Raw genomic sequence first — 24,133 nt, forward strand, 5'->3', positions numbered from 1 at the left:
TCCGCCTGACGGACCGGTGCAGACGGGACTTTCCCTGTCCCGGCTGCACCTTTCGCCAGCATCCATGCTGGCTCTCCTGGCTTCCTCATTCCGTTCAGCGCTGCGAAATGCCATCCCCAGAGCGGCACCAGCCTGCTTACTAACATCTGTTTACGCTGTTGGAGAGGGCACGATGGTGAAGACTTTAGCGCTTTTACTGCTACAAAGCGCACTGTGTCTGAGGCCACAGCGCCTCTGATGCTGCAAGGGCTATTCGCAGCGCTGAGGCGGAGACGTTGTGCCAGGAGCCAGTCGCAGGGATGCGACAGGCAGTTCGGGTAGGCCAGGACGGCCGTACCCGAACGGTCCGACCGGCACGACGTTGCAGCCGAGGGCACCGCGAAGCGGCGCGAGGACGGCCCGGCAGCAGCAGAGGCGCTGGGGCCCGCACTCAATCGCGCACCCGGTAGCAGAGGTGATGTGGCACACACCAACATGCCCACCCGCGCATAATAAAAAGGCCGCCATTTTAAGAGAATGACAGCCTCATCTGAAGAGCCCCTTAACTGACAAGCATTAAGCCAGAAGATAGCCTTTTAAGTACCAATCAGGTGTGATATCTGCGACTGCGAATCACCCGTATTACGCCCTCAAGCACCAGCAGCATGACCGCACCCCAAATCGCCAGATAGGTTAATCTCTCATTGGCATGGATCGTTTCGCCCAACACCAACGCAATCAACAATAACAACACAGGCTCAACGTAGCCCAATAGCCCGAAAACGGTGAACGGCAGCAATTTACTGGCGCTGATGTAACTCATGAATGCCGCCGCGCTGTTGACGCCAAAAATGGCAATCACCCAATAAACGCTATCCGACATTTCCGGGCCATGTCCGAACACCGCGCCGCCCCACACACACCACAGTGCAAAGGGCATAGTTATTACCATATCGAACCAAAACCCACCGAGCGTGGCTGTTTGCAACCAACGGCGCAGAACGAAATAGCAAATAAAGCCTATCGCCACCGTCAGTGCTTCCCACGAAAAGCCTCCGACTTCATACACCTGATGAATGACGCCCGCTGCCGCCACCAATGTCGCGATGATCTTTAACGCTGACAGCCGCTCTTTGTAGATCACCCGACCAACCAGCACCATTAAGAGTGGCAAAAGGAAATAGCCCAGTGAAACATTGATTCCACGTCCATTCAGCGAGGCCCAAATAAACAGCCACTGTTGTAGCGCCATCAGACCACTGCTGATGATGATGCCCAGTAACAGCCAGGGTTTGGCGACAATGCGCTGGGCAATCTCACTCACCGCCCGCCACTCGCCGTTAAACAGCATAAAGACGGTCATCAAGGGGAATGCAATCAGTGAGCGCCAACCGAAAAGCTCATAGCCGTCCATCGTGGGCAGCAGAGAGGCCAAATAATATTGCACGGCAAATAAGACCGACGCCGTTAGAGATAATGAAATGCCCTTATACATCACTCACCAAACGTAAAAAGTTATCCCTGAGAGGGTCTTTAATCTGTGCATGCCAGGCAATCCCGGTTTGCCAGTGCGTATGTTCCCCCGCCAAATCCAGCAGCTTCACGCCTGCCGGAAGAATATGCACCACACTGGCGGGCAATAATGCCACCCCATCACCCGCCGCCACCAGCGCAAGCAATGTCTGGATATCATCTGCTGCGCCGACCGTGCGCGGTTTGAGGTGCTGACTACTGAGAAAACGCTGCGCCTGCGAGGTTAATCCCTCTCCACGAGAGGGTGAAAGCTGTAGCAGTTGCTGGCTCTCGATAAGCGCCGTTGCCGTTGCGCCAGTATTCGCCGCGACTGCCAGCACTAACTGTTCCTCACCCAGCACGCGTGTTTGCAGGGGTACGGGTACAGGCAAACGCACAAATCCGACCTGAAGTCGCCCCTCAATCAACTGCTGACACTGCTGCGCAGACGGCATGTCATTCAGAGTGACCTGCACATCAGGATACACACTGCGAAACGCGGCAACCCGCTCAGGTGCAAGACGAAAGGAGGAGATGCCAAAGCCTACGGTGAGTTTACCCGCATCGCCCTGCTGTAACGCCGTGATTGAAGCCAAAAGCTGGCTGTGGCGCGTCACAATATCCAGTGCGGCGGGCAGCAATTGTTCACCGGCGACCGTCAGCAGGGCGCCATGCCTGCCGCGCTGGAACAGCGTCACGCCAGCAAAATGCTCCAGCGTTTGGATCTGCTTGGTTAGCGCGGGTTGTGTCACGCACAAGGTGTCAGCGGCAGCATGATACGACCCGGTATGTGCCAGCGTGACGAAAGCACGCAGTAGCCTGATATCCATTCCATTCGGTTATCAAAATCAGAGAATGTGTGATTATACATCCTGGGTTCCTCTCTGGTGAAATCGCATTCAAGTTCCTCACTGAGACAAATCGAAATGGATAAAAACCTCCGCGTTGCCTGCGTGCAGTTTTGCCATCGCGCCGGCGACAAGCACTACAATCTCGCGATCATGGAGCAATTTATTGCCCAAGCTGCACGGGAACACACTCAGCTTTTGGCCTTTCCTGAAATGTGTATCACCGGCTACTGGCATGTTCCGGATCTGTCACGTGAAGAGATAGAAGCGCTAGCAGAACCCAGTGATAGCAGCCCTTCTCTCACCCGTATTGCGGCGTTAGCCGAAAAGCACCGGATGGCGATCGGTGCCGGATTCATTGAAAAACATCCAAACGGCCAGCTCTACAATGCCTATGCCGTGTGTATGCCGGATGGCCAACGGCATGTGCATCGCAAGATCCACGCGTTTGAGCATCCGGCGATTTCGCAAGGTAACGAATTCACCGTCTTTGATACCCCTTGGGGTGTGCGCGTTGGGATTCTGATTTGCTGGGATAATAATCTGACCGATAACGTGCGCATCACCGCACTACTCGGCGCGGACATTCTCATCGCCCCGCATCAGACCGGCGGTACGCATTCACGCAGTCCGTTTGGCATGAAGCCTATCCCAGTGAGCCTGTGGGAATACAGAGAACGCCATCCTGATGAGCTGGAAGCCGCACTGGCGGGTGACAGTGGCCGCGCCTGGTTGTTGCGTTGGCTACCCTCACGCGCGCACGATAATGGCCTTTTCATTCTGTTCAGTAACGGTGTCGGTCTGGACAACGGTGAGATCCGCACCGGCAACGCCATGGTGATTGACCCTTACGGTCGCATCCTCAATGAAACACTGTCGTTCAGAGATACGTTAGTGAGCGCCGTGTTAGACCTTTCCCTGCTTGCGATGTCTACCGGCCGGCGCTGGATTCATGGACGTCGACCAGAGCTTTATCACCTACTCTGTGAACCGCAGGGCTATGAACGAGATGCGCGCACGGCGCGATTTTCAGAAGAAACACCCTGTTTCGGATCACAGGATTTGAATAAAGACACTTTAGGATAAAAATATTATTCAGCGCGATGTAAACCTCCGTTCCCTTATTAGAGAAGGACGGGCAATACATGAAAGGATTCTTACGCACAGGCACTGTTATTCTCACTTTGAGTTTTCTTCCTTATGCTCAAGCTGTGATAACCATTCCTTTTAAACTGGATGAAAGTGCGCTGCCGATTATCGAGGTCAATATTAATGGTCGCGACGGTGAGTTTATGTTGGATAGTGGTTCTCAATTCGCTTTCCATTTCACTCAGGAATTTATTCGCCAGGTACCAAACTTAAAGTATCGAAAAGAAAAAGCACGTAGCACAGACCTCACCGGGCAGGTTTTTCTGAACGATCAATTCCTGTTCCACCATGTTTATGTCAATGGTATGAGTTTTGAAAATGTAGAAGGCGTCTCGCTCTCACCTTGGGGATTGACGCTGTTACCAGACGGGAAGCGCCCCGAGCAGATGGCCATCGGCTTGGGCCTGTTTCGGCAAAAGGTATTGATGATGGATTATCAACAACACACTTTTACCGTTGCCAATCAATTATCAGAATTAGATATTGACCAAAATGAATGGCTATCACTGCCCCTCACACTGACTGATGAAGGTATCGTGATTGAGATGGTGCAAGATAATAAGAGTTATAAGATGCTTTTAGATACCGGCGCGTCGTTATCCATGCTGTGGAGAAATAACGTTAATGGAACAGGTAATAGTATCAGCTGCAATAAAATCATAGCGGAATGGGATAATAACGACTGTGAAGCCACGCAGATTCATATTAAACACGCCTCACCAGGGAAATTTAATGTGAATGCATTAGTGATTAAGGGAGATTTTGACCATATGGAAGCCGATGGCGTGCTAGGAACCCCTTTCCTGCAACGCCATCAGGTCCTGATTGATTTTCCCCATCATCAGCTGATGGTTCGCTCGTTGGAACCACGCTGAATCGATCGTGATAGTATGACTTAGGAGATCGCTTAGCCGATCTCCTTTTCTTTCCCCCTTACTCTCATTCCCTCTCGTTTCCCCCTAATCCTCACATCTAATTTGTTAACCAGATCTCAATTCATGAAACATTAGTTTCTTTGTTGGTATTCGTCTCAACCCTTGATATATCAGAAAAAATGCATCTTTTTCATTGAAATGACGCTACTCCCCAGCACAGAAAGATCTTTATGTTAATTTTTTGTCAATGCATGATGACCCGACTGCAACTAAAGTTTCAATCACTGCACCAACATGCAACAGAGGGTTCAATGAAAAAGGAAGAGAACACGCAGCGAGCGTCCTCCTATTGGAAGCGACTCACCGCGTTACTGTGTCTGGGATGGGTCGTCATTTGGATTTATCGTTCCATGTTGACCCCGATTTATCCGCAGGTGATGCAAACCCTGGATCTGCATAGCAACCAACAGATCGGTATCATCGCCAGCATTTACTTCTTTGCTTATGTCCTGCTGCAAGTTCCGGCAGGCATGATTTCTGACAAGTTTGATAAGCGACTGATTTTATCGTTCGGCTTCCTGGTCTTCGCATTTGCCACCTTTTTGATGTCGGCTTCGCAAAATCTGGTGGTCATCTATATCGCGAGTGCGCTTGCGGGTTTGAGTGGCGCATTTTTTTACGGTGCTGCGTTCTCGCTTTCAGGTCAGGATATCCCTGCCAACAAGCGCAACGTCGCGACTGCGATCATTAACAGTGGATCGTCGGTTGGGATGGTCATTGGCCTGAGCGGTTCATCGTGGCTGGTGCTCAGCCAGTCGGTTGATTGGCAGCTGATGTTAAAAGGTGTCGCACTGATTATGGTGCTGACCTTTGCCCTGTATTATCTCTTTATTCGCCGTGACAACGCGGCCTCCACGCAGTCTGCGCCGCAAAATAACCTGACCGAAGGCAGTAGCGAAAACAGCTATTTCACCGTCAAAAAGCTGGCGGTTTACTTTGTGCTGTTTTGTAGCTGCTACGCCTATTTTCTGGTGGTCTCTTGGTTGCCCAACTTCCTGCAAACCGAGCGTCATTTCTCAGGCAGCAGTGCGGGTATGGTGGCCTCACTGGTGGGGCTGGCGTCCATTCCAGGTGCGCTGATCTTCAGCATGGTGGCGGATAAATATCGCCACTACAAATACCGGATTATGTTACTGCAACTGGTGCTAGCCGCCGTGATGTTGCTGATCTCCGCCCATGCACAAGATGCCTTTGTGATCATGCTGGGTCTGGTTGGCTACGGACTGCTGGGCAAACTGGCACTCGATCCGCTGCTGATTTCAACCATCTCCGACCTCTCTAACAAGAAGAAGCTGGCGACCTCTCTCAGTATCTACAACTTCTTCGGCATGTCGGCATCCTTCATCGCCCCTTGGCTCACCGGCAATATCGCCGATCGTACCGGTAGCACCTTAGACGCATTCAACTTAGCGGGCATCATCCTCGCCACAGGCGCTGTGGTGCTGGTTGTAGTGTTCATTTTTACCAGTCATAAACAAAACAGGAGCCAGTATGAATATCGATAAGGCCACGCTGCATATGCTTATCGCCAACAAACTCACTCTCGCCGGACTCTCGGCCGACTATGCCGCCGTGATGGCTGATGTCTTGGTGTTTGCTGAAGCGCGCGGCATTCACTCTCATGGCACCGTGCGAGTGGAGTACTACTCCGAACGTATTCAGAAAGGCGGTATCACACTGCACCCTGAGATTCGCGTGGAAACTACCGGCCCCTGCAGCGCCATCTTGCACGGTGATAATGGCCCCGGCATGGTGTTGTCGAAGCAGGCAATGGAAGTCGCCATCGATATGGCAAAAGAGAAAGGCATTGCGGTGGTTGGCATCAAGAACATGAGCCACAGCGGTGCCATATCCTATTACACCCAAATGGCCGCTGAAGCGGGCTTGATTGGCCTGGCGATGTGCCAGTCTGACCCTATGGTCGTACCGTTCGGCGGGGCAGACATCTATTACGGTACTAATCCCCTTTCCTTCTCTGCGCCGGGTCGCGACAACATCATGACGTTTGATATGGCCACGTCGGTGCAGGCTTGGGGAAAAATCCTCGACATGCGGTCACGTGATCAAGCCATGCCAGACAGCTGGGCAGTGGATGCCAGCGGTAAACCCACCACTAACCCACACGACGTGCGTGGCCTGTTGCCGATCGCCGGGCCAAAAGGCTACGGCCTGATGATGATGATCGACATCCTTTCAGGGGTGCTGCTCGGCCTGCCGTTTGGGCGCAGCGTCAGCTCCATGTATGCCGATCTCAGCAAAGGTCGCGAACTCGGGCAGCTACACATTGTTATCAATCCGGCTTTCTTTGGCGATCAACAGGCTTTCCTCGACAACGTGCAACAAGTGATGAGCGAGCTGAATCAGGTTCGTCCTGCAGAGGGCGTGGAAAAGGTGATGTATCCCGGTGAGATCGCAGACATTGAACAGGCGCGTACCGAGAAAGAAGGCATCGATATTGTCGATAGCATTTATGACTACCTGAAGTCCGAGCACGTCTGGATCAACTCTTACGATCACAAAGATCCGTTTGCTGAAAGCCATTAAGGAGAGAATCATGGAACACGGCAGCTATTACGCACCGCACGGCGGTCTTGATGGACAAAAGAGTCTGTTGACCGGACGTTCAGTGTTTACCGAGGCCTACGCCTTTATCCCCCGTGGCGTGATGTCAGATATTGTGACCAGCCAGTTACCCTTCTGGCAGCACACCCGTTTATGGGTATTGTCGCGCCCAATGAGCGGTTTCTCCGAAACCTTCTCGCATTACATTATGGAAGTAGGCCCGCAAGGTGGCAGCGACCGTCCAGAATCCGATCCCGCCGCGCAAAGTGCGTTGTTTGTTTTAGAAGGCCATCTGCGTTTAACGGTGGAAGGCACGCAGCATGATTTGGTGCCTGGCAGCTTCGTCTACATCCCTGCCGGTGCCCAGTGGCAAATCAAAAATACCCATAGTGAAGCCGCCCGCTTCAATTGGATCCGTAAAATCTGGCAATCACTGGAAGGGCTGGAAAAACCGCCGTTTATGATCGCCAATGAGCGCGATATCACGCCAACGGCGATGCCAGATACCGGCGGGCGCTGGGCCACCACCCGTTTTGTGGATGTGAATGATATGCGTCATGATATGCACATCACGATTGTGACTTTCCAACCTGGTGGCATCATTCCGTTTATGGAAACCCATGTGATGGAACATGGCTTGTATGTGTTGCAAGGCAAAGGCGTTTATAAACTTAACGAAGACTGGATAGAGGTAGAACCTGGCGATTATATGTGGCTACGCGCATTTTGCCCGCAAGCCTGCTATGCCGGTGGCGATGAGCCGTTCCGCTATCTGCTTTATAAAGATATGAACCGCCATGCTGATTTGCATCTGTTGAAGTGAAAAAAACCCGGCTGGCGCCGGGTTTTGCTTTGCTACATTCTCAATCTATTTCTCAAGGGTTAACTGTAAGCATGCAGCGTGCGCTGGCAGAGAGCCGAGCGTACGCAGTCTTCTTTGCCAAAACGTACCACACCAATCATCTCATCTTCTTCGAAGCGCGCCAGCGCATCGGCCAGACCAGATTTGGCATGAGACGGTAAGTCACACTGGGTGATATCACCGTTGACAATAACCGTGACGTTTTCGCCTAAGCGTGTCAGGAACATCTTCATCTGTGCCGCAGTGACGTTTTGTGCCTCATCAAGGATCACTACCGCATTCTCGAAGGTACGTCCGCGCATGTATGCGAAGGGCGCGATCTCTACCTTAGCGATTTCGGGTCGCAGGCAGTATTGCATAAAGGAAGCGCCAAGACGTTTAACCAGAACGTCGTATACCGGTCGGAAATACGGGGCGAATTTCTCGGAAATGTCTCCGGGGAGGAAACCGAGATCTTCATCCGCCTGCAGAACCGGGCGCGTCACAATAATCCTTTCGATGTCCTTATTGATCAGGGCCTCAGCCGCTTTGGCTGCGCTAATCCAGGTTTTACCGCAACCGGCTTCTCCGGTGGCGAATATCAGCTGTTTCGTTTCTATGGCATTAAGATAGTGCGCTTGAGCTTCATTTCTGGCTTCAATCGGACCCCGGTCGCGTGAATCACGCGCCATACCAATTGAATCCAACCCACCCATCTGCACCAGCGAAGTGACCGATTCTTCTTCGCGCTGACGATGACTGCGAGAATCACTACGAACGACTCTTCTTGCTTCACGACGCGCTTTGATCACTGCTTTCTGTCTTCCCATAGTGGCACCTTACAGTTGGTTTCATTTATCGCGGCGGATCACCCGCGGCGATGACTTGAACGCTTTAGAGGTTTCTGTGGCTTCCTTGTAAGCCGGGTCTGGCCATCGAGAATAGTGTGCAACAACGACGAAGCGCTGAAGCGCACCGGTAAAGATTTGGCGTTAATTGAGAAATGATAATTGAAAAGTGAAGAGGATACTTTGGAGGGAGGAAATCCCTCGCAGTGTACTGCGCTAGCTGAAGTGTATTTAACTGTCCGTGGAAGGACCGGGTCATGCGCGAACTCCAGTGGACTTAGCCACACAACTGACAACGCTTATGTTTAAAGTGCATCATATTTGCAGTGCATTGCAACAGTATTTTTACTTCGCGTTAAAGAAAAAGTTTTAAGCGAAGCATGAGATTTTGAGTCTTAAATTAAATTTTCGAGTTTCATCAAGGGGATGGATTATTGAGGCCTCGCTGAACTTTTTCGGAACATTCGGAAGGAAGCCCGGCCGCCGGAATGTGGAGGGTCAGTTGAAAACAACCCTTGTGCGCCCGGTTGGACGCGCAAGAGCTGTGCATTTATTAATCAGGCTTGCAGTAACGACTGGCCGAGATAATGATTTTCGTCTGGAATGCCAGGCAAAGCGAAAAAGTATCCGCCACCGATGGGACGAATATATTCTTCCAGCGCTTCGCCATTGAGACGCTTCTGTACGGTGATAAAGCCTTTGGTTAAATCATGTTGATAACAGACAAATAATAGCCCCATATCCAGCTGCCCTGCGCCGGTGATACCCGATGAATAGCTATAACCGCGTCGCAGCATGAGACTGCTGTCGGTTTCTGGGGTTCGCGGATTGGCCAAGCGAATATGCGCATCCAGCGCAATCACATCACCATCCGGGTCTTTGCTGTAATCTGGCACATCGCGTTCAATCTTCATGCCCAAAGGCGCACCGGAGAGTTTTTCACGACCGAAAATGGTTTGCTGCTCACCCAGTGGCGTGCGGTCCCACATTTCTACGTGAAAACGAATAATGCGCACGGCCTGATAGCTGCCCCCTAACGTCCAGGCAGGTTCCTGCTGGTTAGCCGTGACCCACAGCAGTTGATCCATCAATGTCGCATTGTGGGTATCCGGGTTGGCAGTCCCATCCTTGAAGCCCAGTAGATTGATCGGGGTTTCCTGTCCTTTACTGCGCGCAGCGTGGTCGGCAATGAAGCCATCGCGTCGCCAACGCACCGCCAGCAGATCTGGCGTGTGTTTGATGATGTCACGCAGTGCATGGATCACCGTGTCTTGGGTGTTGGCGCAAATCTGGATCAGCACATCACCATGACATTGTTCGGCATCGAGCGAGTCATTAGGGAAGCGCGTCATGCTTTGCAACTGCGCAGGTTTATGCGGGCTTAAACCATAGCGCGCATCAAACAGCGAGGTGCCAACGGATAACGTCATCGTTAAATTATCTGGCGCGATATCGGCTCCCAAAATCCCAGAATCCATCGGCGGCAACTGCGGATTTGGCACTGAGGGCGCCGGGCCACCTTTGGTGAGAAACGTGAAGCGAGCGGTCAGCAAACGGAACAAGCGCTCTAAATCTGTTTTATCGCTGGCTAAGACATCAAACGCCACCAGCATCATTGAAGCTTGCTGAGGGGTGATAATGCCTGCCTGGTGTGGACCGTAGAAAGGTTGCACCTGCTGGCGCGCATCGGGTGCCACTGTGCCGGGAGAAAAGCTGTCAGCCGCGGCTGCCGTATGGAACGGGCAGCCGCCACTCAGGGCGGCCGCGCCGCCCAACATGCCTAATCCCTGCAATAAACGACGACGCGACGGCTCTGCCGCGTCATTTTTATGGCTCATGATTAGTCGAGACCTAAAGTTCCGCGCAACAGAGAGAGATCTTCCGCCAGCGTAGTGATCGGCCCTTTCAATGCATTACGGTCAGCGGTGGTGAGCTTCTCGTAAGATTCGAAACCGTCTTTGGTGCGATATTTGCTGAGGATGTCATCCACTTTTTTGAAGTTGGCATCGACTTTCGCCAGCAGTTGCGGATTGGCTTTTTGCAACTGTGGACGCAACAGATCAACGATTTTCTGCGCACCATCGATGTTGGCCTGGAAGTCAGACAGGTCGGTACGGCTGTAACGATCTTCTTCACCCGAGATTTTGCTGGAGGCGACTTCTTCCACCAGACCTGCAGCACCACCCACCACTTTGGCCGGTGGGAAGGCCAGTTCGCTGATACGGGTTTGCAGATCCAATACATCTTGGTTCAGCTTAGTGGCGAACTCTTCCGCGCCTTTGGTGGTTTTATCCGCCCACAGGATTTTTTCAATGCGGTGGAAACCCGTGAACTTCGGATCATCAGCTTTTTTCTCGAAGTCATCTTCACGGGCGTCGATGCTGCCATCGAGGTCGGAGAAGAGTTCAGCAATAGGTTCGATACGCTCATAGTGTGCACGGGTTGGCGCATACAAGGCTTTGGCTTTCTCAAGGTCACCGGCTTTGACGGCATCAGTGAAGGCTTGAGTGCCGGCCACCAGCTCTTTGACTTCGCTCATGACGTAGGTTTTGTAATCAGTGATCGGGCCAGCCAGCTGCATGATGTCGGTTTTGCCTTTGGCAGCGGTTTTCGACTCACCAGTGACAACCAGTTTACCTTTCGGGTTGGTCAGCAAGCCGCAGGTCATGTCGTATTCGCCCGCTTCAAGGTTAGCGGTGAGTTTCTGGCTGAAGCCTGGCGCAATGTTTTCACGCTCTTCCACCACCATCACCCCTTTCAGGATTTCCCATTCCAGCGCTTTCTGGCTGTTGTTTTTGATGATGAACTGCGTTTTCCCTGCCTGCACGTTGAGTGACATCGGCTCGCACTGTTTGTCGGTGACGGTGACCGTTACCTGCGGGATGGATGCAGCAGAAGCGGCGCCAGAGAGGGCCAGCATTGAAACCAACAGCGCCTTACGGCGGAAGCGAATCGTCATAGTGATATCCCTGTTACATGGAAGAACAGGCGCGCAATCGCGCCTGATTTAATTTCAGCGTGTGGTGCGTGCGGCGTTGGCCGTCGGACGTGCCGGGAAGAAAAATAGCAGCAGTGCGGGGACCAGATAGATCAGCCATACCGCGACTTCACTGACACTTGGGGTTTCCTGATAGCCCAAGATACCTTCCAGCAGTGTGCCCACCACCGAATGTGTGGAGAGCGTGTTGCTGAGGTCAAAGGCCACGTCCTGGAAGTGGTTCCACAGCCCGGCTTCATGGAAGGCACGGATAGCACCTGCCGCCAAGCCAGCGGCGACGAACAGAATGAACAAGCTAGTCCAGCGGAAGAAGCTGGCAAGGTTCAGACGTATGCCGCCGTAGTAAAGCAGCATGCCTAAAACGATCGCGGTCACTAAGCCGAGCACCGCACCAATTGGTGGTGCATAACCCACATCTTGGGTGAAGGCCGCCAGCAGGAAGAACACCGATTCTAATCCCTCACGTGCCACGGCCAGAAAGACCATGATCACCAGCGGGAAGCCGCTGCCGCCCTGCTTTTGCAGCGCTTGATCTACAGAGCGTTCCAGCGTGGCTTTGATGTTGCGCGAGACTTTGCGCATCCAGAACACCATGGAGGTGAGGATGACCACTGCAACCACAGCGACAATGCCCTCAAACAGCTCTTGCTGTTTCTGCGGGAATTCGCCGGTGGTTTCGTTGATGAAAATGCCTAATGCCAAACAGAGTGCAGCCGCAATGAACACGCCAGCCCACATCGCGGGAAACCATTGGGTGCGCTGGGTGCGTTTCAGGTAGCTGGCAATCAGGCTGACGATGAGTGCTGCTTCAAGACCTTCACGCAGCATAATGAGAAACGGAACGAACATCACCAACCTCTTGATTGTTAAGGAGGGTAAACCTTAAGTAAAAATACGTAAAATGTGAACGATATTGATTATCATTACAGAGATAAAAAATACAAGTCACGTCATGAAATAATTTCTCATTTGCGGAGCGGGAGACGGATTCAATGAGATGAGGTGGTGGCGTTTCATGAGGTATGTGGGGTGTTCGGGGTGGCTTCAAGTTCCGTGCTCGGTCCACTAAAGGCCATTCCGATCGCGAAGGAATCTCGCATCCATGCAGATCGGCCGCGCCATCCATGGCGCGGACGCTTCGCTCTTCGGAATGGCCTTTAGTAGACTTTGGGCTATATCGTTGCTTTGAAAATATCGTTGTAGCATTCGCGATTTAATAAAAACTGCTTTTTGAGGTTGGTAACTCTTGGCGCACAGACTTCGCTTTTCGGAATGACCTTTAGTAGACGTTTGGCTACGTCGTTGCTTTGAATGAAGCGTTGGGGCATTGGCGATTTAATAAAAAGCCCGCCGTTTAACGGGCGGGCTTGATCTGTAAAAGACAGATTATTTGGTCTGGTACTCTGCTTCAGCCGCCGCGAAACGAGCTTGGGCTGCTTCTGATGGGCCGTTGCCAATCAGGCTGAACACCACAATCGCGATGCTGGCGAAGATGAAGCCAGGGATGATTTCATACAGCTCGACGTAACCATACTGTTTCCATAGCAGCACGGTCATTGCCCCAATCACCATACCGGCCAGCGCTCCGTTGCGTGTCATACGCTTCCAGCACACACCGAACAGGACAACCGGACCGAAGGCCGCACCAAAGCCCGCCCAGGCATAACTGACTAAGCCCAGCACACGGTTTTCCGGGTTGGCGGCCAGCGCGATAGCGATCAGCGCAATCACCAGCACCATCAAACGCCCAACCCAAACCAGCTCTTTCTGGCTGGCATTTTTACGCAGGAAGCCTTTATACAGGTCTTCGGTCAATGCACTTGAGCACACCAGCAGCTGACAGCTCAGGGTAGACATCACCGCAGCCAAGATGGCAGAGAGCAGAATGCCGGCAATCCAAGGGTTAAACAGGATTCGTGCCAGTTCGATAAACACGCGCTCACCGTTCTGACTTACGCCTGCCGCGAGTTCAGGATGGTTCTGGAAGAATGCAATACCGAAGAAGCCGACCGCTACAGCACCTGCCAGACACAGAATCATCCATGTCATCCCGATGCGACGTGCCGCGCGGATGGAACGGTGTGAATCTGCCGCCATGAAACGCGCCAGAATATGGGGCTGACCGAAATAACCCAAGCCCCAACCGAGCAGCGAAATCACCGCGACAAAGTTCAGCCCTTTCAGCATATCGAGGTTTTCAAGGCTCTTCGCTTCGATGACCGCCAGTGAATCATCCAAACCACCCACCGCGATAATCACAAAGACCGGGGTCAGAATCAGCGCAAAGATCATCAGGCTGGCCTGCACGGTGTCGGTCCAGCTCACAGCCAGGAAACCGCCCACCAAAGTATAAAGGATGGTGGCTGCCGCCCCCGCCCACAAGGCAGTCTGATAATCCATGCCAAAGGTGCTTTCGAACAGACGCGCACCCGCAACCACGCCAGATGCGCAATAGATGGTGAAGAAGATGAGAATAACCACAGCGGAGATGACACGCAGCAGTTTGCTTTTGTCTTCAAAACGGCTGGAGAAGAAATCCGGCAGGGTTAAAGCGTTGTCGTGATGTTCGGTCTGCACGCGCAGACGTCCCGCCACAATTTTCCAGTTCAGCCAGGCACCGATGGTCAGGCCGATGGCGATCCAGCTTTCAGAGATACCGGAAAGGAAAATCGCGCCGGGCAAACCCATCAGCAGCCAGCCACTCATATCCGATGCACCTGCTGAAAGTGCAGTCACTACGCTGCCTAAACTGCGGCCGCCCAGAATATAGTCATCAAAACTTTTGGTCGAACGATAGGCTACGAAACCGATCAACACCATCCCGAGGATGTAAATTACAAAGGTCACCAACATCGGTGTGCTTACACTCATACTCTCTCCACTTATTATGTAATCCATTAAGAGCAATCTTTTTCCTGCGCTATCGGAACGTGATAACTCAGGGCTTTACCGCATCCAGAGAAAGCGATTCCTCTTAAGGCGCGGTATCCTGCCGCAAAGGGGCGGCGCGCACAATGCATTTAACACAGCTGTCACATAGGTTTCACCTGACTTCGATTTTTTAATGCCAATAGGTTGCACTCACTCACACTTTCAGTTGCACCTTATTCAACATGAAAGTGTTCTCTTTGACCGAAGTTGCAACTTTGGCGAGCTTCTTGCAGCAAGTTCCGTGCCGTTTTTTCACAAGCCCGCTTTTAAGCGGTGATAAACGTGCAACTCAGGTCACATTTAACACGGTTGCACAAAGTTGCAACATGAGTGATAGTGCAGCCCACGCTGATGTCGATTCATATTTTTAGGAAGAGGAAATCATGGGAACCACCACCATGGGGGTGAAGCTGGATGAAGCCACCCGCGATCGCATTAAACTGGCGGCAGGAAAAATTGACCGCACGCCACACTGGCTGATCAAACAGGCGATTTTTAACTATCTTTCGCAGCTGGAAGCCGGTGAAGGGCTACCAGAAATTTCTGTGCAACTTGCTGATGCCGCCAGTGAAGAAGGCGCGCCAGACGAGTCATTCCAGCCTTTCCTCGACTTCGCCGAACATATTTTGCCGCAGTCGGTCACACGTTCGGCCATCACCGCCGCGTGGCGCCGCCCGGAAACCGATGCGGTGCCGATGCTACTAGAACAGGCACGTCTCCCTGCCCCATTGGCAGAGAAAACCCATCAGCTTGCTTATAGCCTTGCGGATAAGTTACGGCACCAAAAAGGTGCAACCGGACGCGCCGGGATGGTGCAAAGTCTGTTGCAGGAGTTCTCCCTCTCTTCTCAGGAAGGCGTGGCGCTGATGTGTCTGGCGGAAGCGCTGTTGCGTATACCTGATAAGCCAACCCGTGATGCGCTGATCCGCGATAAAATCAGCAACGGTAACTGGCAGTCACACCTGGGCCGCAGTCCATCAATGTTCGTTAACGCCGCTACCTGGGGCCTGCTGTTTACCGGTCGCTTGGTGTCTACCCATAACGAAGCCAATTTGTCGCGCTCGCTGAACCGCATTATCGGTAAGAGCGGTGAACCGCTGATCCGCAAAGGCGTGGATATGGCGATGCGCCTGATGGGCGAGCAGTTTGTTACCGGTGAAACCATCGCAGAAGCATTGGCTAACGCACGCAAGCTGGAGGAGAAAGGCTTCCGTTACTCTTATGACATGCTGGGTGAAGCCGCACTGACTGCCAGCGATGCTAAAGCCTATCTGCTCTCCTACCAGCAGGCGATTCATGCGATTGGCAAAGCCTCTAATGGTCGTGGCATTTATGAAGGCCCTGGCATCTCCATTAAGCTTTCAGCACTGCATCCGCGTTACAGCCGGGCGCAGTATGAGCGCGTGATGGAAGAGCTTTACCCTATTCTCAAATCACTCACCTTGCTGGCCCGCTCTTACGATATTGGTATCAACATCGATGCCGAAGAAGCGGACCGTCTGGAGCTGTCACTCGATCTGCTGGAGAAGCTGTGCTTCGAGCCGGAATTAGAAGGCTGGAACGGCATCGGCTTCGTGATTCAGGCGTATATGAAGCGCTGCCCATTTGTTATCGACTCACTGGTGGATTTAGCCCAGCGCAGCCGTCGCCGTCTGATGATCCGCTTGGTGAAAGGCGCGTACTGGGATAGCGAAATCAAGCGTGCGCAAGTCGAAGGTCTGGAAGGTTATCCGGTCTACACCCGCAAGGTTTATACCGATATCTCTTATCTGGCCTGTGCACGTAAGTTGCTGGCAGTGCCGAATCTGATTTATCCGCAGTTCGCCACCCACAATGCTCACACACTGGCAGCGATTTATCAGCTGGCGGGCAATAATTACTATCCGGGCCAGTATGAATTCCAGTGTCTGCACGGCATGGGTGAACCGTTATACGAGCAGGTGGTGGGCAAAGTCGCTGACGGCAAACTGAACCGTCCTTGCCGTATTTATGCACCAGTTGGCACACATGAGACCTTGCTGGCTTACCTTGTACGTCGCCTGTTGGAAAACGGCGCGAACACCTCATTCGTTAATCGCATCGCTGATAACACTCTGCCCCTTGATGAGCTGGTGGCCGATCCGGTTACGGCCGTCGAGAAGATGGGCGCGAGTGAAGGTGCCGTTGGGTTACCGCATCCAAAGATTCCGTTACCGCGCGAACTCTATGGCGAAAAGCGTGTGAACTCGGCAGGTCTGGATATGGCCAACGAACACCGTCTGGCTTCACTCTCCAGTGCCCTGCTCAACAGCGCCAGCCAGCCATGGATCGCACAACCTCTGGTGGAAGGTGCGCTGGGTGAAGGCGTCAGCCGTCCAGTGCTGAACCCGTCGGCGCCTGCCGATGTGGTGGGCAGCGTACGCGAAGCCAGTGAAGCAGAAGTCTCGGAGGCTCTGGATGCGGCGGTAAATGCCGGTCCGATCTGGTTCGCCACCCCGCCACAAGAGCGCGCTGCCATTCTGGAACGCGCTGCCGAGGCGATGGAAGGCCAGATGCAGCAGTTGATTGGCCTGCTGGTACGTGAAGCCGGCAAAACCTACAACAACGCCATTGCCGAAGTGCGCGAAGCAGTTGATTTCCTCTATTACTACGCCGGCATGGTGCGTGACGATTTCGATAATGAAACCCACCGTCCGCTGGGTCCCGTGGTGTGCATCAGCCCGTGGAACTTCCCGCTGGCGATTTTCGCGGGGCAGATCGCCGCTGCACTGGCGGCAGGTAACAGCGTGCTGGCGAAACCTGCTGAGCAGACTCCGCTGATTGCCGCACAGGCTGTGCAGATCATGCTGGATGCTGGCGTGCCTGCTGGCGTACTGCAACTGCTGCCAGGCCAGGGTGAAACCGTGGGTGCACAGCTGACCGGCGACGAACGTGTTCGTGGCGTGATGTTTACCGGTTCAACGGCGGTCGCCACGCTGCTGCAGCGCAATCTGGCGGGGCGTCTCGATCCGCAAGGCCGTCCAACCCCGCTGATCGCCGAGACTGGCGGGATGAACGCCATGATCGTTGACTCCTCAGCGTTAACTGAACAGGTGGTGATCGATATCGTCGCCTCGGCGTTTGACAGTGCTGGACAGCGTTGTTCAGCGTTGCGTCTGCTTTGCGTGCAAGACGATGTGGCAGATCACACGCTGAAGATGCTGCGTGGTGCCATGGCCGAATGCCGCATGGGTAATCCAGAGCGCCTGTCGACCGACATTGGTCCAGTCATCGATGCCGAAGCCAAGGACAACATTGACCGCCACATTCAGGCGATGCGTAACAAAGGTTTCACCGTTTATCAGGCGGCACAGGACAATCCACAAGACAGCAAAGAGTGGAACAGCGGCACCTTTATCAAACCTACGCTGATCGAGTTGGATCAGGTGAGCGATCTGGATAAAGAGGTGTTTGGTCCGGTATTGCACGTGGTGCGCTTCGCCCGTAACAGCCTGCCACAGCTGATCGATCAAATTAACGCCTCTGGTTATGGTCTGACGCTCGGTGTGCATACACGTATCGACGAAACCATCGCGCAGGTCACGGCGGGGGCAAAAGTCGGCAACCTGTATGTCAACCGCAACATGGTCGGCGCGGTGGTCGGCGTTCAGCCATTCGGTGGCGAAGGCTTGTCGGGGACAGGTCCAAAAGCGGGCGGTCCGCTCTATCTCTATCGTCTGCTGTCAAACCGCCCGGATGGTGCGTTACGCAAGACCTTTGATCGCCAGGACGCTGAACGACCTGTTGATAGCAGCGTTCGCACCGAGTTAATGAGCGCACATCAGGCGTTACAAACCTGGGCGCAAGATAAGCCAGATCTATTAGCGCTGTGCCAGCGTTACGATGAACTGGCGCAGGCCGGTACCGTACGCGTGTTGCCGGGACCCACCGGTGAGCGCAACACCTTTACCCTGCTACCGCGCGAGCATGTGCTGTGTATTGCAGATAATGAACAGGATGCATTAACGCAGTTAGCGGCGGTGACCAGCGTAGGCAGCTCGGCGCTGTGGCAGGATGATGAGTTGCACCGTGAGCTGCGAACCCGTTTGCCTGCAGCTGTGCAACCACGTGTGGTGCTGGTAAAAGATGTGCTGGCGGCAGACTTTGATGCAGTGATCTATCACGGTGATGCCGATCAGTTGCGTACGCTGTGCGAGCAGGTTGCAGCCCGTGATGGTGCGATTGTTTCGGTGCAGGGCTTTGCCCGTGGCGAGACGAACCTGCTGCTTGAACGCCTGCTAATCGAACGTTCGCTGAGTGTGAATACCGCCGCGGCGGGAGGGAATGCGAGTTTGATGACGATTGGTTGAAATGATTGAGGGCAACGAAGGACGTTGAGATGTCATTCGTTGCAAGATTGCGCAATAAATTGCGCCGCTACGGCCAGTGCAACGGTTTGTAGCGACGCGATTTATCGCGCTTTTTGCTTTACGCCACTGACTTGCTGCGCTTCAGACCGATTAAGGTCGGGAACACAAACAGCGACTGCCCCAATCCACGGTTGGTCAGAGACCATACCGCCACTGAACACAGCGAACAGATACCCACAATCGCGATAGGATAGAAACACGCCCACATCACCGAGAACCACGCATGTTCAAACAGATGATGGCGCTGAGCGAACAGAATCGCTGACATGCCAAAGAACTCAATGAAGATACGATGGATCACGTAAATCTGCAGTGTGTTACGCCCAATCCAGTTAAAGTACGTCATCTTGAAGTGCGCGTTAAGCCAGCGGCAAGCCGCCACGCTCACCAGCACCGCGATGATGCACAGGAACAGACTCTTATCCAAGCCGAAGATAATGTGGATGCCTGAGACGGCAGCCAGTAATGCCCATGGCAGGATGTTCTCGCGACGCCATTCGCTCAACCGCAACATCAATGGGCTCCAGAATGCCCCCAGCAGGAAGAACAGGAAATACTGCGCCACACTCTGCGGTCCCCAGTACGGAATGATCTTCTCAACGGCCAGATAGTTAAGCACCACCGCTACCACCAGTAACGCCACTTTCTGCTTGTGAAAAATCTTGGCGCACAGGAAATAGAGCGCTAAGCCGTACAGATACCACGAGGTACTCATCGCCATAAAGGTCAGCTTAAGGAATTCAAACAGCGAACCGGCATAAGCCGCATTCAGGTTCTGCGAAATACGCTGTCCGGTGATCTCAGTGGAAATGCCCACAATCGACCACCACTGAATAAAGCCCCAAAGAATATAGAGATAGAACAGATTAGTAATACGACTGGTAAACACCTGCTTCCACGGGCGATTCAGAATCCCGTTGGTTGCCAGTAAGCCAGAAACAAAGAAAAAGGCTGGCATACGCAGCGGCGATAAAACGGTATTAAAGTGCACCCATATTTCTGCTGGGATCCAACCCGCCGTCAAATATTTCACCGTTCCTTCAAATCCGGGTAATACGGTGTGATATAACACCACCAGCAATATACAGGCCCCCTTAAGGGTATTGACCCAAGCAATATCTTCTTTTCTGGCGTTGTTCATATGGTTTACTCCCGATGCTGTGTAGGTCTTAAAAGGAGAAGTATGAGGAAAAAAGCAATGAAGCATTTCTGGTTATTCAACGATTATTAAACACGCTTGCACGCACTGACTGTAGCGAAAGTCCTAAAAGTCTTTTCGTGGTCCTGATATAACAATACTTTACAGTCCCAGTCATTCTTCGAATACTAAGCAGACTAAGAATATTTGCCTTAAATTGAGGGGTTAACCTTCACAACGAGGATAATTCGATATGTCTTTTCAGGCGGGTAAATTGAGAACAATCCATCACGATAACAGCCAGATAATAATCAAACCTTTTTCAGATAATGATTAAATGTGGCAAATGGATAAGCGGGAATATTTCAGGTGTGCTAAGTGAAAATAATAAGGGCCAGTGAACTGGCCCTTATCAATTATTGCAATGGTGCGGATTTAGCTTCTAATGCCGGTTTGCGCAGAAGACGTGGATATAAGAATAAAACGCGCCCTGGACCGCGATTCAACAGTGTCCATACCAATAGCGAGACAGACACACACACCGCCACGCCAGTAACAGGCATCAGTAACGCCCACGCCCAACTGAACGCCGCATGACCAAACCAGCCGTAGTGCAGCGCAATCGCAATCGCGCTAAGCCCGAGCAGTTCGATAAAGATGCGGTGCAGCACATAAATTTGCAGCGTGTTACGACCAATCCAGTTAAGCCATGCCATGTTAAGCCGCTCATTAAGGAAACGGCACACCACAATACCAAACACGATGGTCAGCAGGCTGTAGAACGGATTTTTATAGATGCCACCCACATGATGCGCCACACCGATTAACGCGATAACAGCCAGCAGCAACCAGTGCTGACGTTTGAGCTGGCTTATCTCAATCAGAGACTGGCTAAAGAACACACCGAGCAGGAAGTAGAGATAATTCTGCGCCACGCTTGCGGGTCCCCAGCCGGGAATCAGGCTGAACTGCGCTGCATAGTTAGCCAGAATGGCCAGCAATACCAGTGCGATTTTCTGACGATGGAACAGCTTAGTGACCAGGAAGAACCCGGACAGCGCATAGAGGTACCACAGGCTGGTCATGGCGGTCATTAACAGCTTGATGAACTCAAAGGGTGAATCCGCATAAGCGGCATTCTTAGTACTGGAGAGACGTTCTCCCAGATGCGTCGAGATGTAGTGGATGCTCAGCCATTGAATCGCCCCCCACAGTAAATACAGGTAGACGATATTACTGAACTTCTTGGTGAACACCTCTTTCCAGCTCTTCTTGACGATTGAACTTGCCGCCAGCAACCCAGAGACAAAGAAGAATGCAGGCATACGCAGCGGTGAAAGATAGGTATTGAATGTCACCCACCAGTGGGCGGGAACGACACCGGCGGTGAGATGATGTATCGAAGGAGCGAAGGTGGTGATGATTGAGTGGTGCAACACCACCAGCAAGATACATGCACCTTTTAGCGTGTTGATCCAGAGGACCTCATTTCTGGCATTACTCATTGTTTTGTCCTGATTGCGCCATGAATTTGTAAAGAATTATTTATATTTACAAAGTTGTCTCAATCGGGCGGGTCTTAAAAATGATTTCACCAGTTGCCAAATGATTTTTAAATTAAATAAAAACCTTAATTTCAGTGAGTTATTGCACAGGAGTGAAAACATTTTCAGAAGAAACTGAGGAGGCATAAAGCAGGTAAAAAGAAGGAAACGCCGTCAGATCCAGACGGCGCTAGAGACTATTGATTAAGAAACTTGTCAAGAAATTGCCGAGTACGTGCCTGTTGCGGATTGCTGAACAGCGCTTTTGCGTCGCCCTGTTCCACAATACGGCCTTGATCCATAAAGATGGCGCGATCCGCAACGTCCCGTGCAAAGCTCATCTCATGGGTGACAATCACCATGGTGCGTTTCTCCTGCGCCAGTGCGCGGATGGTGTTAAGCACCTCGCCCACCAGCTCGGGGTCGAGCGCCGAAGTCGGCTCGTCAAACAGAATTACCTCGGGACGCATGGCCAGCGCACGGGCAATGGCGACACGCTGCTGCTGCCCCCCCGAAAGACGGCGCGGGAAGCTATCTTCCTTGCCGTGCAAACCCACTTTCTCCAGCAAACTGCGCGCACGCGCAACCGCTTCTGCCTTAGGTTCACCTTTCACGATCACCGGTCCCTCAATGATGTTCTCCAGCACTGAACGGTGCGGGAACAGATTGAAGTTTTGGAACACGAAACCGACCTGCTGGCGCAAACGCCTCACCTGCTCTTTTTGCTTGTGAAGGCCTATGCTGGCGTCAATGGTGATATTGCCCACCGTGACGCGGCCACTGTCGGGCACTTCCAGCAGATTAATGCTGCGTAGCAAAGTGGTCTTGCCTGATCCGCTCGGTCCAATAATCGCCACCACTTCGCCCGGCGCGACATCGAGATCGATACCGTGCAGTACCGTCTGACCATGAAACTGTTTTACCAACTGACGTACTTCAATCGCGCTCATTTCACCTCCCGATCCTGACGATTCACATGCGCCTCCAGGCGGTTTTGTAACGCCGACAGCACGGTAGCCATCACCCAGTAAATCAGCGATGCCGCCAGATACATGGTGAACACTTCCAGAGTACGCGAGGTGATGAGCTGTGCCTGGCGGAACAACTCTGGCACCTGAATGGTCGCGGCCAGTGAGGTGTCTTTGACCAGACTGATAAAGCTGTTACCGAGTGGCGGTAACGCCGTACGCGCAGCCTGCGGCAGAATGACACGGCGCAAGGTCTGCCACGGCGACATACCGATACTGGCTGCCGCTTCCCATTGACCACGCTCTATGGCGGCAATCGCACCACGCAGTGATTCGGAAGCATAAGCTGCCGTATTGAGGGAAAGGCCAATCATGGCGGACGGTATCGGATCCAGTTCAATACCAAACTGCGGCAGACCGTAGTAGATCATAAACAGTTGAGCAATCAGCGGTGTGCCACGAAAAATCGACACATAGATACGCGCCAGCCAGTTAATCGGCCAGAAGTGCGACAGGCGCATCAGTGCCAGCACGAAGCCAAGTACCAGGCCGAAGAACATCCCGCCGATACTGAGCTGCAGTGTGAACAGCGCGCCCTTGAGTAAAAATGGTGCTGAATCCAGCACCAGTTGTAAGCTTTCCTGCATTATTTAGTGACGTCCGCGCCGAACCATTTCTCAGACAGTTTGCTCAGCGAGCCATCTTTCTGCATGTCGGCAATCGCCGCATCAATGGCTTTCAGCAAATCGTCGTTGCCTTTACGCAGCGCAACGCCTGATTCCAGACGGGAGAACGCTGGGCCTGCAACGGCCATGGTATCGCCGGTTTTCTTCACCAGATCCAAAGCCGCTAATCGGTCAACCAGGATGGCATTAAGACGGCCTGAACGCAGATCCTGATATTTCGTTGGGTCATCATCATAAGTACGGATGTCCACGCCCTTGACATTGTCGCGCAGCCACTGCTCGTAGTTAGAACCAAGGCCTACCCCCACCTTCTTGCCAGACAGATCTTCCGGCTTGGTGATGGTGCCAGCATTTTTCTTCAGCGTCAGCGCCTGCACGCCAGAGATGGTGTAAGGCGTGGAGAAGTCATACTTCTTCTTACGCTCAGGTGAAATCGTCACCTGGTTAATCACCACATCAATACGTTTCGAGTCCAGCGCGGCCAGCATGCCATCCCATTTGGTCGGTTTGAGATCGGCTTTTACACCGAGATGCTTAGCCAGTTCCTGCGCAAATTCAACTTCGAAACCGGTGAGTTTGCCGCTTTCGTCCTGGAAACTGAACGGTGGATAAGTGCCTTCAAGACCTACGCGCAGCTCGCCTTTGCTTTTCACCTGCGCCAGCAGATCTTCTGCTGCGAAAGATTTGACGTTAACGCCCGCGACCAGCGCGACCGCCATCATGCCCATCACCAGTTGGCGACGAATTGGAGAGAAAGCCATGTTTACCCCATTTATTGTGATGTGTTGTGTGCTGTGGGGCAGCGA

At 52.7% G+C, this 24,133-nt stretch carries 18 protein-coding genes; 6 read left to right on the plus strand and 12 right to left on the minus strand.

Annotated elements, in window-relative coordinates:
• Nucleotides 1-586: 586 nt before the first annotated feature.
• A complete protein-coding gene (gene rarD / locus HA51_RS15415; protein ID WP_084935505.1) occupies nt 587-1,474 on the minus strand; it encodes an EamA family transporter RarD in 888 nt (295 codons plus the stop codon).
• Complete coding sequence (locus HA51_RS15420) at nt 1,467-2,321, minus strand: LysR family transcriptional regulator (RefSeq protein WP_084935506.1); 855 nt, start codon at nt 2,319-2,321, stop codon at nt 1,467-1,469. The genes rarD and HA51_RS15420 overlap by 8 nt, the downstream gene beginning before the upstream one ends.
• A gap of 96 nt (nt 2,322-2,417) precedes the next feature.
• Between HA51_RS15420 and HA51_RS15425 the strand changes: the two genes are divergently transcribed.
• From HA51_RS15425 to HA51_RS15445, 5 genes are all read left to right on the plus strand, one after another.
• Entirely contained in the window at nt 2,418-3,425 is a 1,008-nt protein-coding gene (locus HA51_RS15425; RefSeq protein WP_084935507.1) for a nitrilase family protein, read from the plus strand.
• Nucleotides 3,426-3,484: 59 nt separating this feature from the next.
• Nucleotides 3,485-4,363: a hypothetical protein gene (locus tag HA51_RS15430; protein WP_084935508.1), complete on the plus strand. Its 879-nt coding sequence runs from the start codon at nt 3,485-3,487 to the stop codon at nt 4,361-4,363.
• 311 nt (nt 4,364-4,674) lie between these two features.
• On the plus strand, nt 4,675-5,928 hold the full coding sequence (locus HA51_RS15435; protein ID WP_158087373.1) for an MFS transporter: 1,254 nt from the start codon (nt 4,675-4,677) through the stop codon (nt 5,926-5,928).
• The gene (gene allD, locus HA51_RS15440) at nt 5,915-6,967 is read left to right on the plus strand and encodes an ureidoglycolate dehydrogenase (protein ID WP_084935510.1); all 1,053 of its coding nucleotides are present in this window, start codon (nt 5,915-5,917) and stop codon (nt 6,965-6,967) included. The genes HA51_RS15435 and allD overlap by 14 nt, the downstream gene beginning before the upstream one ends.
• A gap of 10 nt (nt 6,968-6,977) precedes the next feature.
• The gene (locus HA51_RS15445; RefSeq protein ID WP_084935511.1) at nt 6,978-7,808 is read left to right on the plus strand and encodes a bifunctional allantoicase/(S)-ureidoglycine aminohydrolase; all 831 of its coding nucleotides are present in this window, start codon (nt 6,978-6,980) and stop codon (nt 7,806-7,808) included.
• Between the two features lie 59 nt (nt 7,809-7,867).
• On the opposite strand, the gene phoH is transcribed toward HA51_RS15445, so the two are convergent.
• From phoH to putP, 5 genes are all read right to left on the minus strand, one after another.
• Nucleotides 7,868-8,656: a phosphate starvation-inducible protein PhoH gene (gene phoH / locus HA51_RS15450; RefSeq protein WP_084935512.1), complete on the minus strand. Its 789-nt coding sequence runs from the start codon at nt 8,654-8,656 to the stop codon at nt 7,868-7,870.
• A 575-nt stretch (nt 8,657-9,231) separates the two neighbouring features.
• Nucleotides 9,232-10,512, minus strand: a complete 1,281-nt coding sequence (gene efeB / locus HA51_RS15455) for an iron uptake transporter deferrochelatase/peroxidase subunit (protein WP_084935513.1) — start codon at nt 10,510-10,512, stop codon at nt 9,232-9,234.
• Nucleotides 10,513-10,514: 2 nt separating this feature from the next.
• A complete protein-coding gene (gene efeO / locus HA51_RS15460) occupies nt 10,515-11,633 on the minus strand; it encodes an iron uptake system protein EfeO (protein WP_084935514.1) in 1,119 nt (372 codons plus the stop codon).
• Between the two features lie 54 nt (nt 11,634-11,687).
• The gene (gene efeU / locus HA51_RS15465; RefSeq protein WP_084935515.1) at nt 11,688-12,521 is read right to left on the minus strand and encodes an iron uptake transporter permease EfeU; all 834 of its coding nucleotides are present in this window, start codon (nt 12,519-12,521) and stop codon (nt 11,688-11,690) included.
• A gap of 537 nt (nt 12,522-13,058) precedes the next feature.
• On the minus strand, nt 13,059-14,543 hold the full coding sequence (gene putP / locus HA51_RS15470; protein WP_084935516.1) for a sodium/proline symporter PutP: 1,485 nt from the start codon (nt 14,541-14,543) through the stop codon (nt 13,059-13,061).
• A 443-nt stretch (nt 14,544-14,986) separates the two neighbouring features.
• Here putP and putA point away from each other — a divergent pair, with 443 nt between their 5' ends.
• Entirely contained in the window at nt 14,987-18,931 is a 3,945-nt protein-coding gene (gene putA, locus HA51_RS15475) for a trifunctional transcriptional regulator/proline dehydrogenase/L-glutamate gamma-semialdehyde dehydrogenase (RefSeq protein WP_084935517.1), read from the plus strand.
• A gap of 118 nt (nt 18,932-19,049) precedes the next feature.
• On the opposite strand, the gene HA51_RS15480 is transcribed toward putA, so the two are convergent.
• From HA51_RS15480 to tcyJ, 5 genes are all read right to left on the minus strand, one after another.
• On the minus strand, nt 19,050-20,132 hold the full coding sequence (locus tag HA51_RS15480; protein ID WP_084935518.1) for an acyltransferase family protein: 1,083 nt from the start codon (nt 20,130-20,132) through the stop codon (nt 19,050-19,052).
• A gap of 413 nt (nt 20,133-20,545) precedes the next feature.
• Nucleotides 20,546-21,634, minus strand: coding sequence for an acyltransferase family protein (locus HA51_RS15485; protein ID WP_084935519.1), 1,089 nt, complete (start codon nt 21,632-21,634; stop codon nt 20,546-20,548).
• 236 nt (nt 21,635-21,870) lie between these two features.
• Complete coding sequence (gene tcyN, locus HA51_RS15490) at nt 21,871-22,623, minus strand: L-cystine ABC transporter ATP-binding protein TcyN (RefSeq protein ID WP_084935520.1); 753 nt, start codon at nt 22,621-22,623, stop codon at nt 21,871-21,873.
• The gene (gene tcyL, locus HA51_RS15495) at nt 22,620-23,288 is read right to left on the minus strand and encodes a cystine ABC transporter permease (RefSeq protein ID WP_084935521.1); all 669 of its coding nucleotides are present in this window, start codon (nt 23,286-23,288) and stop codon (nt 22,620-22,622) included. Before tcyL ends, tcyN begins: the two co-directional genes overlap by 4 nt.
• Nucleotides 23,288-24,088, minus strand: a complete 801-nt coding sequence (gene tcyJ / locus HA51_RS15500; RefSeq protein ID WP_084935522.1) for a cystine ABC transporter substrate-binding protein — start codon at nt 24,086-24,088, stop codon at nt 23,288-23,290. Before tcyJ ends, tcyL begins: the two co-directional genes overlap by 1 nt.
• Nucleotides 24,089-24,133 lie beyond the last annotated feature (45 nt).

Origin of the sequence: Pantoea rwandensis (assembly GCF_002095475.1) — a bacterium.
Taxonomy (GTDB): domain Bacteria; phylum Pseudomonadota; class Gammaproteobacteria; order Enterobacterales; family Enterobacteriaceae; genus Pantoea; species Pantoea rwandensis.